This is a genomic window from Cryobacterium levicorallinum (genome assembly GCF_004402405.1).
GTDB lineage: Bacteria > Actinomycetota > Actinomycetes > Actinomycetales > Microbacteriaceae > Cryobacterium > Cryobacterium levicorallinum.
In genome coordinates this window covers 99,423-111,677 of sequence record NZ_SOFE01000011.1, presented here as the reverse complement: position 1 = coordinate 111,677, position 12,255 = coordinate 99,423, and the positions used below count along the sequence as shown (strand labels likewise).

The window sequence follows — 12,255 nt, the reverse complement described above, 5'->3', positions numbered from 1 at the left end:
AGTTCATAGGCTGGGCCCCGGTTCACAGGGTGGGCCCGGCGCCTGTCACGCACCGGGGAGGGCTACGAACGGTCGGCGAGCATCCCGGTCATCAGATCGATTTCGGACTCCTGGCTCAGCACGACCGAGGTCGCAAACGACTGCACGGTCGCGTTGGTGCTGCGGTCCAGCACCGCCTCGGCCATCTCGATCGCACCCCGGTGGTGAGTGATCATGATGGCGAGAAACTGGCGTTCAGCTTCGACCCCGGAGGCCGCGGTGAGCGCGGCAATTTCGGCGGCGGTCGCGAGCCCGGGCATCGGCTCCCCGGCGACGTGCACGGCGTCGGAACCGGCCGTGTGCGGTCCGTCGTGGGTCTCGCCGGAGAGGCCAGGCCGAGTCATCCAGGTCATCGACGGCTCCGGGGCGAATTGCGGCAGCCCCCACACGGCGAGCCAGCCCGACATCTGCCCGCTCTGCTTGGCCTGCGTCGTGGCGATGTCGTAGGCGAGCAGCCGCACCGGTTCATCATCGGTCCGATCGCGGATGATCAGGGCGAGTTCGACCCCCTGGTTGTGGTGCTCCTGCATATCCCGCGCGAAGCCGGCCTCGGCGCTCGTCGTCTCGGGCGTCGCGTCGACGATCGTGCTCAATCTCCCGATTGAGAAGGCCACGGCTCCGACTACGAGCGCCGTCACCAGAACGGATGCCGCGATCGCACGAATCAGGGTGCGGCGCGGTCGCGACGGTGGGGCATCCGCTGGTCGCGCAGGCATTATGGGCTGCACGCTGTCCCGCGCTCTAGGAAACCTTGCCGGGGGCGTCGATTGCGCCCGAGCAGGAGGCGCCGTCTTCGGGCACGTTCGTGCTCTTCCAGAATTCGGTGAAGAATTCACCGATGCGCGCGTCGTCTGCGCTGTCGATCTGCAGCTGGGCATTCCAACCGCTCAGCACGATCGGTGCGGGAATTCCCTCGAAGGGCGACAACACGACGTAGCTGGAGGGCAGCGCCGTCTTGAGCAGGTCGAGCTCGGCGTCAGCGATCGCCGGGTCATAGGTAACCCAGATTGCGCCGTGCTCGAGGGAGTGCACCGCGTTCTCGCTCGGAACCGCCTGATCGTACACGCCGCAATTGAGCCAGGCCGGGGCGTGTTCGCCACCGGCGGGCGGCGTCTGCTCGTAGGTCACCGCCGTTTCGACGTGTCCGGCCGTGTTAGTGAAGGTCTCCACGCCGTCGATCGTCGACGCATCGCCGGCGCCGCCGCCCGCGTAGTTCGCCGCTTTCGGGGCGAGCGCAAAAGTGGCCACCAGGAGGGCGATGATAGCGACCGCGGCGACCGACCCACCAATGATGCCGATCCGTCGGTTGCGCTTGCTGCGCTTCTGCTGGCGGTGATATTCCTCCAGCTTCTTCGCGCGCTTCGCAGCACGCTCTTCCTTGATCGACGCTTTATTGACTGGGGATCCGGGCTGGGGGGTCACGACGGCCTCTCTGTGGGAACTACTTCCAATCGAACGTACCAGTCGCCCCTGCAGCTTCCCTCTGATCTCGCTCTCACAGACATTTCTCAGGCTGGTCGCCAGGTCTCGCCGCCCGTTAGAGTGGATGCGTGCCCGTTCACTCGTCGTGTTGCTGCTGTCGCTAGCCGACCCTCCACGAACGCGCCCGGCCACCGCCCGGAACGCGCCGCGCCGGTGCAACCCGAGGCCGCGCCTGCCCACTCGCGTGCGGCTCGACAGAAGGAATTCCCATGAAAATCGCTAACACCATTCTCGACCTCATCGGTGACACGCCGCTGGTCAAACTCCACAAGGTCACCGCGGGATTGACCGCGACGGTGCTGGTGAAGCTGGAATATCTCAACCCGGGCGGCTCGGCGAAGGACCGCATCGCGGTGCGCATTATCGACGCCGCCGAGCGCGATGGATTCTTGAAACCCGGCGGTACGATCGTCGAACCCACCTCCGGCAACACCGGGGTGGGCCTGGCCCTGGTGGCGCAGCAGCGCGGCTACAAGTGCGTGTTCGTATTGCCGGACAAGGTCGGCGAGGACAAACGCAACGTCCTCACGGCATACGGCGCCGAGATCGTGGTGACGCCGACATCCGTTTCACCGGAGGACCCCGAATCGTATTACAGCGTCTCGGACCGGCTGGCCAGGGACATTCCGGGTGCTTTCAAGCCCAACCAATACTTCAACCCGAACGGCCCGCTCAGTCACTACGAGACCACCGGCCCCGAGATCTGGCGCGACACCGACGGCACGGTCACGCACTTCGTCGCCGGAGTCGGCACCGGCGGCACCATCACCGGAACCGGCCGCTACCTACGGGAGGTGTCAAACGACGCCGTGCGCATCATCGGAGCGGACCCTGAAGGTTCGGTCTACTCCGGCGGCACCGGCCGGCCCTACCTGGTCGAGGGTGTTGGTGAGGACTTTTGGCCGGGCGCCTACGATCCCGCCGTCGTGCACGAGGTCATCGCCGTCTCCGACGCCGACTCCTTCGCGATGACCCGGCGGCTCGCGCTCGAAGAGGGAATTTTGGTCGGCGGCTCGAGCGGAATGGCCGTCGTTGCCGCCCTGCGTGCAGCCGAAAAGCTCGGACCCGACGACACCATCGTGGTCCTGCTGCCCGACGGCGGTCGCGGTTATCTCGGCAAGATCTTCAACGATAAGTGGATGCGCAGCTACGGTTTCAGCGCAGCCCCCGCCGGTCACACGGTCGCCAATTTGCTCGAATCGAAGACCGGGCGACTGCCGGCTCTGGTCTATGTGCACCCGAGCGACACCGTGCGTGACGCCATCGAAACCATGACCAGCCAGGGTGTGTCGCAGCTGCTCGTGCTGAGCGCCAAGCCGCCCGTCGTCATGGGGGAGGTGCTTGGCTCGGTCGATGAGCGAGCTCTGATGGACCGGGTCTTCTCCGGCGACGCGCAGCTCACCGACCGGATCGGGGCGATCGTGGGCGTGCCGCTGCCGCTGATCGGCGTCAACGAGCCCGTCGCTGCCGCCCGCGCCGCCTTCGCCACTCACGACGCGCTGCTCGTGACCGACGGCGGCAAACCACTCGGCGTCATCACCCGGCACGACCTGCTCAGCTACCTGAGCGTCTAATCATTTCTACACAGGGAGCACCCATGGCTAACAAGTTCGACACGATCGCCATCCACGCCGGTCAGGAATTCGACCCGACGACCGGCGCCGTCATTCCGCCGATCTACCAGACTTCCACCTACGTGCAGGAGAGCATCGGCAACCTGCGCGGCGGTTACGAGTACAGCCGCGGCGGCAACCCCACCCGCACCGTGCTCGAATCCCTGCTCGCCGCGTTGGAAGGCGGCAAGCACGGCCTGTCGTTCGCGAGTGGTCTAGCCGCGGAAGACACCATTTTGCGTGCCATCCTCAAGCCGGGCGACCACGTGGTGCTCGGCAACGACGTCTACGGAGGAACCCACCGGCTCATCAACCAGGTGCACGGAGCCTGGGGCGTGCTCAACACGACCGTTGAGATGAGCGACCTTGCGGCGGTTGAGGCGGCCATCCGCCCCGAAACCAAAATCCTCTGGGTGGAGACGCCGAGCAACCCGCTGATGAAGATCAGCGACATCGCGGCACTGTCCGAGATCGCGCACCGGCACGGTGTCATCGCGATCGTCGACAACACGTTTGCGTCGCCGGCCCTGCAGCATCCGCTTGCCTTCGGCGCTGACGTCGTCGTACACTCGACCACGAAATATCTTGGCGGCCACTCTGATGTGCTCGGCGGCGCGCTCATCATCAACGATGACGAGCTGCACGAGAAGGCCAAGTTTCTGCAGTTCGCGGCCGGGCCGGTGTCGGCCCCGCTCGACTCCTGGTTGACCGTCCGCGGCATCAAGACGCTCTCGGTGCGCATGGAACGGCACTGCAAGAATGCTCAGGCCATCGCCGATTTTCTCGACGGCCACCCAGCCATCGAGCAGGTCTACTACCCGGGGCTGCCCGGCCATCCGGGGCACGAGCTGGCCAAGAAGCAGATGTCCGGCTTCGGCGGCATGATCTCCATCGCGTTCGCCGGTGGCGCCGCGGCCGCACGCCAGTTCGCCGAGTCGATGCACCTGTTCCAGCTGGCCGAATCGCTTGGTGGCGTGGAGTCGCTCGTGAACTACCCCTCGGAAATGACGCACGCCTCGGTGCGCGGGACCGAGCTCGAGGTGCCCGACAATATCATTCGCCTCTCGGTCGGAATCGAAGACGTCGAGGACCTCATCGCCGACCTGAAGGGTGCGCTACCCGGGGCCTGATCTGGACCGACGCGTTTGTTGCGGGCCCAGGTTAGGAAAGCGGGCCCATGATCGATCATGGGCCCGCTTTCCGGGCCCGGGCCCGGAAAGACTTGCGGGGTATCGCGCGTGCGGGCCCAGTTTCTAAGCTGGGCCCCGTCCGATGCAGAGAGCAGGGTCAGGGCTTGCGGGAGAAAGCGGAGGCCCGGTGCACCTGATCGGGAGTTGGGCGGATGCCGGTGTAGAGAAAGAACTGCTCCTCGGCCTGCAGCGCGACGACCTCGGCTCCCGTGATGACCGGCTTGCCGAGCGCTTGGGCCGCCAGAATGAGCGGAGTTTCGGCGGGGGTGGCTACAACGTCGAAGACCAGGCGTGCCCCCGCTATCGTTTCGGGCAGAAATGACGTTTCAGCGGATGCCGCGCCTCCGGTCATACCTACCGGCGTGACGTTGACGATGAGGTCGGCGGTGAGCGGGCCGACCTCGGGTGCCCAGTCGTAACCGTAGAGTGCGGCCAGCGCCCGGCCGGTGCCCTCGTTGCGTGCCACGATCGTGCCCTGGGCGAACCCGGCATCGTGCAGGGCCGCTGCGACGGCCTTGGCCATGCCGCCGCTGCCGCGCAGAATGACCGAATAGTTCCGCGGCACGGCGTGCTCGGCGAGCAGACGCTGCACTGCGGAATAGTCGGTGTTGTACGCCGTGAGGTGCCCCGCGTTGTTGACGATCGTGTTGACCGAGTCGATGGCCGACGCCGAGGCATCCATTTCATCGATGAGAGCGATGACGTCTTCTTTGTAGGGCATCGACACGGCGCAACCGCGGATGCCTAATCCGCGCACGCCGGCGATCGCATTCGCCAGATCAACCGGGGCGAAGGCCTTGTAAATGTAGTTCAGGCCGAATTCTTCGTAGAGATAGTTGTGAAACCGGGTGCCCAGGTTGCTCGGGCGGGCCGCGAGTGAGATGCACAGGGTCATGTCTTTGTTGAGAATGGGCATAACTCCAGTGTGCCGTGCTTTGCGACACGAGCCGGGCCGGGCGAATGTGACAGTCACATTGTGACCGTCACAATGTGACTGTCACATCGCGGTCTGTGCCTGCATAATGTAACCGCGGGCCAATTTGTGACCGTGCACATGACTTCGGGGGTGACCGTGTCGGACGACTCAACGAAAGAGCGTGCGCCGAGCATCCGCGACGTCGCGCGCCTCGCCGGGGTCTCCCACCAGACCGTATCGCGCGTGCTCAACAATCACGCCAGCATCCGCGATTCCACCAAAGCCCGGGTGCTCGCGGTCATCGAAGAACTGCAATACCGGCCCAATCGGGCCGCCCGCGCACTCTCGCGCGGACGATCCCGCACGATCGGTGTGCTGTCCGCGTCGAGCGCCGAATACGGCCCGGCGAGCAGCATCGCCGCGATCCAGGACGCGGCGCGGGACGCCGGATACTTTGTGAACACGGCGAACCTCAATCGTGGGGAGCCCGGGTCCATCGCGGCGGCCGTCGACCACCTGATGTCCCAATCCGTGGAGGGGATCGTGGTGATCGCACCGCAGGTGCAGGTGTTCAATGCCCTCAAGCTACTGTCGATCGATGTGCCGTTCGTGACGCTGCAGTCCTCCGGGAACGTGGACGCCAACGCCCTCACCGTGGACCAGATCGCCGGTGCACGACTGGCCACTCGGCACCTCATCGACCTCGGACACCGTGACATCTATCATCTCGCCGGGCCGCAGGACTGGATCGAGGCCGAGGCTCGTATGCACGGCTTCCTGGAGGAGATGGGGGCCAGGGAAGTTCCGACCACGGCGCCGATCCTCGGCGACTGGACTGCGCAATTCGGCTATCACGCCGGGCGCGAGCTGCTGCACGTGCGGGACTTCACTGCAATCTTCTCGTCCAACGACCAGATGGCCCTTGGCCTCATGCACGCGATCCGGGAAGCCGGGCTCGAGGTGCCCCGCGACGTGAGCATCGTGGGCTTCGACGACATCCCGGAGGCGGCTCACTTTTGGCCACCGCTCACGACGGTGCGCCAGGACTTCGCCGAGCTCGGCCGGCGCTGCGTCGCGCTGCTGCTGGCCAACATCGCGGGCACCACTGCGGAAAACCAGGGCGCCATCATGCCGGAGCTCATCGTTCGCGGCTCGACCGCGCGCCCGGCATTCTGAGGTTCGGCCTGCGGGTCGATCGATCCTTTGTAGCGATTTCGATCGGCGGTATGCGCGATTTCGAGCGTTATTCAAACGAGACAAAGTCGCTGTTGACACACTGTGTCCCAATGCCGCTAACATAAACACACAGCAATGTGACCGATCACATTCGGTCGGAACATGCAGATCGAGTCAAGCGATTGCCCTGTCACCACACCCGAACCACTCGCGGTATCGTCCGCGCTCAGACCTGACATAGGAGTCGATTCCGTGAGTACAACCGATGCGATCTCCTGTGCCGAGTCCCTGACCTCGGTCGACGGCGGGACGCGCGCGTTGAGCGTGGCCAATCCGAGTCGGGCCGTTATGGTGCGCGCTGCCGGCGGCCGTCCGGCCGCGGCCACGGACCGCGCCAGGCTGGTGTTCGCATGAGCACCTACGGCCCCCAGATCGAGGTCGCGATCGCCCGCGTTCGCGCTGAAATCACCCGCCTGCACGCGGAGCTGTTTCGCAACGGGCTCGTGGTCTGGACCGGCGGCAATGTCTCTGGCCGGGTGCCGGGCGCCGACCTGTTCGTTATCAAGCCCAGCGGGGTCGACTATGCCGACCTGGCACCGGAGAACATGATTCTCTGTGACCTCGACGCAAATGTCATCCCCGGCACGCCGGGCGCCGACCGCTCGCCGTCGAGTGACACCGCAGCACACGCCTACGTCTACCGGAACATGCCTGATGTCGGCGGTGTTGTGCACACGCACTCCACCTACGCCACGGCCTGGGCCGCCCGCAATGAAGCCATCCCGTGCGTTATCACGGCCATGGCCGACGAATTCGGCGGCCCGATCCCGGTCGGACCTTTCGCCATTATCGGCGACGATTCGATCGGCCGCGGCATCGTGGAGACTCTCACCGGCCACCGTTCTCGTGCCGTCTTGATGGCGAACCACGGGCCCTTCACGATCGGCAAGGACGCTCGCGATGCTGTGAAGGCCGCGGTCATGGTGGAGGACGTTGCCCGCACGGTTCAGCTTGCCCGCGTGGGCGGTGAACTCGTCCCGATCCCACAGGAATCTATCGATTCCCTGTTCGCCCGCTACCAGAATGTCTACGGACAAGCACCGCAGGGGGCGTTGCAGTGATGGCAGCCGACCGCACCACCGTAACGTCGTCTGCCGGCGGCACCGAGGTGCTCCACGATTTCGCCGAGATCGCTCGCACCGAGCTTCTCGTGATCGATAAAACCACCACCCTGCGCGATTTCACCCGCGAAGTGCGTTGGAATCAGGCCTACTACCGACTGGCACAAGGCCTGTACCTGCTCCACAATCCTGCAATTTCACATCAATGACGATAAACAGAATGAAAGGTAACACAGTGAAAAAGAACGTATTCTTCGCAGTCGTGGCCGCGGGTGCCCTCGCGGTATCGATGGCAGCCTGCTCATCCGGCGCCACATCCACCGGCACCGACGGAGGTGGCGACAAGGGACTGATCGGCGTTGCCATGCCGACCAAGAGCTCCGAGCGTTGGATCGCCGACGGTAACGCCGTCAAGAGCCAGCTCGAGGAACAGGGCTTCACCGTCGACCTCCAGTACGCCGAGGACGATATCCCCATGCAGGTCTCGCAGATTGAGAACATGATCACCAAGGGTGCCGAAGCCCTGATCGTGGCCTCGATCGACGGCACGACGCTCACGAGCGTGTTGCAGGACGCCGCTGACGCGGACATTCCCGTCATCGCATATGACCGACTCATCCGCGATACCGAAAACGTCGACTACTACGCCTCCTTCGACAACTTCAAGGTCGGACAGCAGCAGGCCTGGTCGGTCCTGAACGGACTCGGACTTGCCGAACTCGACGGAACGCCCATCGAGGGCGCGCCTGCCGGTCCGTTCAACCTTGAGCTCTTCGCCGGTTCGCTCGATGACAACAACGCGTTCTTCTTCTTCAACGGTGCAATGGATGCCTTCCAGCCGCTGATCGACGACGGCGTCCTCGTGGTCAAGAGCAACCAGACCGACATTGAGCAGGTCGCTACCCTCCGCTGGGCCGGAGAAGAAGCACAGGCTCGCATGGAGGACCTCCTCACCGCGCAGTACTCGGACGGCACCGTGGTCAACGCCATCCTGTCGCCATACGACGGCATCTCTCGTGGCATCATCTCTGCCCTCGAGGGCTCTGGCTACTCCGTCGGCGACGGCTGGCCCATCATCTCCGGCCAGGACGCCGAGATCGACTCGGTCAAGGCGATCAACTCGGGTGAGCAGTACGGCACCATCTTCAAGGACACGCGCGAGCTCGCATCCGTCGCCGTGAACATGGCCGTCGCCCTGCTGAATGGCGAGACCCCCGAGACCAACAACTCGGAGGACTACGACAACGGTGTGAAGACCGTTCCGTCGTTCCTGCTCGACTCGACGATCGTGGTCAAGGACAACATCCCGGCCGTGCTGATTGATTCGGGCTACTGGACAGAAGCAGAAATCAACGGCTAGGTTTCGCTGCCCCTGTTTAGCCCGTGCCCAACGGTCGGTGGGGTAGTTTTACCCCACCGGCCGTTGTGCCCCCCCACATTTTTACCGGTCGCCGAAATCGCCCGGGTTCTGACCATGCAATAGAGGAATAAAGAAGGTGCTCACGTGACTACGAACATCCTTGAGATGCGCGGCATCACCAAGACGTTTCCCGGAGTAAAGGCGCTCTCTGACGTGACACTCGACGTCAGTCGCGGGGAGGTCCACGCCATCTGCGGCGAGAACGGTGCCGGAAAGTCAACCCTGATGAAGGTGCTCAGCGGCGTCTACCCGCACGGCACCTACACCGGCGACATCGTCTTCGAAGACGAAATCGTTGAGTTCAAGAGCATCAGCGATTCCGAGGCCAAGGGAATCGTGATCATTCACCAGGAGCTCGCGCTCAGTCCGTACCTCTCTATTGCCGAGAACATCTTTCTGAACAACGAACAGCGTGGCGCCTTCGGTCTCATTGACTGGAACAAGACCAACTCTGAGGCTGCCAAGCTTCTTGCCCGGGTGGGGCTGCGCGAAAATCCAACGACGCGGATCATGGACATCGGCGTCGGCAAGCAGCAGCTCGTCGAGATTGCTAAGGCGCTCTCGAAACGGGTGAAATTGCTGATCCTGGATGAGCCAACGGCGGCCCTCAACGATGACGACTCCGACCATTTGCTCGATCTCATCCTGCACCTCAAGGGTCAGGGCATCACGTCGATCATCATCAGCCACAAGCTCAACGAGATCAAGAAAGTCTCCGACGCGGTCACGATCATCCGTGACGGCCGGGCCATTGAAACCATCGCCAAGCTCGACGTCACCGAAGAACGCATCATCAAAGACATGGTCGGTCGTGACCTCGAGCACCGCTACCCGGATCACACTCCCGACATTGGGGAAGAGATCCTTCGGGTTGAGGACTGGACCGCTTTTCACCCGCAAGACGTGACGCGCATGATCGTTGACCACGTCAACCTCAGCGTACGTGCCGGTGAGATTGTGGGAATCGCCGGCCTCATGGGGGCTGGCCGCACGGAATTCGCAATGAGCCTGTTTGGGCGTTCCTACGGGAGCCGCATCACCGGCAAGGTATTCAAGCACGGCACTGAGATCAAGACCCGCACCGTGACCGAAGCCATCGACAACGGCATCGCCTACGCCACTGAGGACCGCAAGACCTACGGCCTGAACCTGATCGAAGACATTAAGCGCAACGTCTCTATGGCGGCGCTGCATCGGCTGGTACGCAAGGGCCTCGTGAATGACAACGAGGAGTATCAGGTCGCCAACGAATACCGCGCGAGCATGAATATCAAGGCTCCGAACGTGCTCGTCAAGACCGGCAAACTTTCTGGTGGCAACCAGCAGAAGGTGGTGCTGTCGAAGTGGATCTACTCCAACCCCGACGTTTTGATTCTTGACGAGCCCACCCGCGGGATCGACGTGGGGGCCAAATACGAAATTTACACAATCATCAACAAACTTGCCGCGGCCGGTAAGGGCGTTATTGTCATCTCTTCGGAGCTGCCGGAACTGCTCGGCATTTGCGATCGCATTTATACCCTGGCTGAGGGTGCCATCACCGGGGAATTCCCGATTGAGACCGCCACGCCGGAGACCCTCATTAAGCACATGACCATGGAAAAGGCCCGCTAGCGCCGGCGCTAGCGGAAAAGGAGAACCCCAATGAGTGATCAAGAGACCACGCCGGCCACGGGAGGCCTGGTCAACCCGAGTGAGAACAAAGCCACGTCTTGGCTGAGTCACGTTTTGGCCGACCTGGGCAAGAACGGTATTTTCATTGCCCTCGTTCTGGTGGTGGTGCTGTTTGCGGTTCTGACCGACGGCATTCTTTTACGCCCGCAAAATATCTCCAACTTGATCGTGCAGAACGGCTACATTCTCGTTCTCGCCATTGGAATGGTGATGGTGATCGTTGCGGGCCACATCGACCTGTCGGTGGGATCGGTGGCCGCTTTCGTCGGCGCATGTTCCGGTGTCTTCGCCGTGCAGTGGGGCCTGCCGTGGTGGCTGGCCATCATTATGTCGCTCGGCATCGGCGCTCTTGTTGGCGTGTGGCAGGGCTTCTGGATTGCCTATGTGGGAATCCCGGCGTTCATCGTGACCCTGGCGGGCATGCTCATCTTTCGCGGCCTGGCGCTCGTTGTGCTCGGAAATACGAACATCGGTTCCTTCCCGGCCGAGTACCGTGCGCTCGGCAACGGCTTTCTCACCGACGTGTTCGGCGAGTTCGACCTCGACCCGCTCACCCTCGGAGTCGGACTGATCGCCGTGATTGCTCTGATTGTGCAGCAGGTGCGCACGCGCCTGGGACGGTCCAAGTACGGCCAAGAGGTCGAGCCCCTGGTGTGGTTCGTGACCAAGCTCATCCTGATCACCGCGGCAGTTGGCTTCTTCGCCTACGCGCTCGCGAGCTATAAGGGCATCCCGGTCACCCTGATCGTGCTCGCCGTGCTCGTGCTCATCTATGGTGTTGTGATGAACCGGACGGTGTTCGGCCGCCACATCTACGCGATCGGCGGCAACCGCCACGCAGCCGAACTCTCCGGCATCAAGAACCGCAAGGTCGACTTCTACCTGTTCGTGAACATGGGTATTCTCGCCGCCCTGGCGGGCCTCATCTTCACCGCCAGGCTTAATCTCGCCGGCCCGAAGGCCGGTGATGGCTTCGAACTCGAGGCCATTTCGGCAGCGTTCATCGGTGGTGCGGCCGTGCAGGGTGGCATCGGTACGGTCGGCGGCGCCATCATTGGCGGTCTGATCATTGGTGTGCTCAACAACGGTATGTCGATTCTCGGCATTGGCATCGAGTGGCAGCAGGCAGTCAAAGGCCTCGTGCTGCTTCTCGCTGTGGCTTTTGACGTGTACAACAAGCGCCGGTCGGGCGGTCACTGACCGTTCTTGCGTTAGCACTACCCACCCGAAGGCCGGAATGCGTGAGCGTTCCGGCCTTTTGTGTGCCGTGCGCGCTCGGTGTGGGGACCGGCCGCGACACGCCGTCGGACATTCCACAGGCAAAATATAGTCAGGGCAAGGCCCTGTGGATAACTGTCCGGGGTTCCGCGGAATTCGGGCGGTCTGGGGCCGGTCGGCGGTGTGCGGCTTGTGGAATGTCGGTGGATAACTACATAAATGTAATTACCGCATGTAGTGGCTCTGTTCTTCTTTGATCACTAGATGTAGTATTGAGACTCTAGCCAGGCAGTATTGCCAGGCGAAAACTTGCTCACTTTACACTGCGATTTCCGACGAATTCCGGCTCGAAGTCGAAGTTTTTTATAGAACATACTTGCGAAGTATCACGAGCAGAATTAGACTG

11 protein-coding genes and 1 pseudogene are annotated in these 12,255 nt (G+C 62.9%); 9 read left to right on the top strand and 3 right to left on the bottom strand.

Annotated features, from left to right (window positions below; all coding sequences use genetic code 11):
• Positions 1–62: 62 nt before the first annotated feature.
• Positions 63–755: a DUF305 domain-containing protein gene (locus tag E3O11_RS05885; RefSeq protein WP_092448347.1), complete on the bottom strand. Its 693-nt coding sequence runs from the start codon at positions 753–755 to the stop codon at positions 63–65.
• A 25-nt stretch (positions 756–780) separates the two neighbouring features.
• A complete protein-coding gene (locus E3O11_RS05880) occupies positions 781–1,461 on the bottom strand; it encodes a DUF3105 domain-containing protein (RefSeq protein ID WP_092448346.1) in 681 nt (226 codons plus the stop codon).
• A gap of 269 nt (positions 1,462–1,730) precedes the next feature.
• On the opposite strand from E3O11_RS05880, the gene E3O11_RS05875 reads away from it, so the two are divergent.
• Positions 1,731–3,095 carry a cystathionine beta-synthase gene (locus E3O11_RS05875; protein ID WP_092448345.1) on the top strand — a complete coding sequence of 455 codons (1,365 nt, stop codon included), beginning with the start codon at positions 1,731–1,733 and terminating at the stop codon, positions 3,093–3,095.
• Between the two features lie 23 nt (positions 3,096–3,118).
• The gene (locus tag E3O11_RS05870; RefSeq protein WP_092448344.1) at positions 3,119–4,264 is read left to right on the top strand and encodes a cystathionine gamma-synthase; all 1,146 of its coding nucleotides are present in this window, start codon (positions 3,119–3,121) and stop codon (positions 4,262–4,264) included.
• A gap of 157 nt (positions 4,265–4,421) precedes the next feature.
• Here E3O11_RS05870 and E3O11_RS05865 read toward each other — a convergent pair whose 3' ends face one another.
• The gene (locus E3O11_RS05865) at positions 4,422–5,240 is read right to left on the bottom strand and encodes a shikimate 5-dehydrogenase (RefSeq protein WP_092448343.1); all 819 of its coding nucleotides are present in this window, start codon (positions 5,238–5,240) and stop codon (positions 4,422–4,424) included.
• Positions 5,241–5,378: 138 nt separating this feature from the next.
• On the opposite strand from E3O11_RS05865, the gene E3O11_RS05860 reads away from it, so the two are divergent.
• The 7 genes and pseudogenes from E3O11_RS05860 (at position 5,379) to mmsB (ending at position 11,831) form a co-directional block, all read left to right on the top strand.
• Positions 5,379–6,416, top strand: a complete 1,038-nt coding sequence (locus E3O11_RS05860; protein WP_166787513.1) for a LacI family DNA-binding transcriptional regulator — start codon at positions 5,379–5,381, stop codon at positions 6,414–6,416.
• Between the two features lie 252 nt (positions 6,417–6,668).
• Positions 6,669–6,830: a hypothetical protein gene (locus tag E3O11_RS17550; RefSeq protein ID WP_166787502.1), complete on the top strand. Its 162-nt coding sequence runs from the start codon at positions 6,669–6,671 to the stop codon at positions 6,828–6,830.
• Positions 6,827–7,537 carry an L-ribulose-5-phosphate 4-epimerase gene (locus E3O11_RS05855; protein WP_092448342.1) on the top strand — a complete coding sequence of 237 codons (711 nt, stop codon included), beginning with the start codon at positions 6,827–6,829 and terminating at the stop codon, positions 7,535–7,537. The genes E3O11_RS17550 and E3O11_RS05855 overlap by 4 nt, the downstream gene beginning before the upstream one ends.
• Positions 7,486–7,746: pseudogene (locus E3O11_RS05850) on the top strand (hypothetical protein); the annotation flags it as partial. The gene E3O11_RS05855 and the pseudogene E3O11_RS05850, both read left to right, overlap by 52 nt.
• Positions 7,747–7,826: 80 nt before the next feature.
• Positions 7,827–8,897 (top strand): multiple monosaccharide ABC transporter substrate-binding protein, encoded by a 1,071-nt coding sequence (chvE, locus tag E3O11_RS05845; RefSeq protein WP_369828661.1) that lies wholly within the window; start codon positions 7,827–7,829, stop codon positions 8,895–8,897.
• Positions 8,898–9,041: 144 nt separating this feature from the next.
• The gene (gene mmsA / locus E3O11_RS05840) at positions 9,042–10,571 is read left to right on the top strand and encodes a multiple monosaccharide ABC transporter ATP-binding protein (protein WP_092448340.1); all 1,530 of its coding nucleotides are present in this window, start codon (positions 9,042–9,044) and stop codon (positions 10,569–10,571) included.
• 30 nt (positions 10,572–10,601) lie between these two features.
• The gene (mmsB, locus tag E3O11_RS05835) at positions 10,602–11,831 is read left to right on the top strand and encodes a multiple monosaccharide ABC transporter permease (protein WP_092448339.1); all 1,230 of its coding nucleotides are present in this window, start codon (positions 10,602–10,604) and stop codon (positions 11,829–11,831) included.
• The last annotated feature ends 424 nt before the right edge of the window (positions 11,832–12,255 follow it).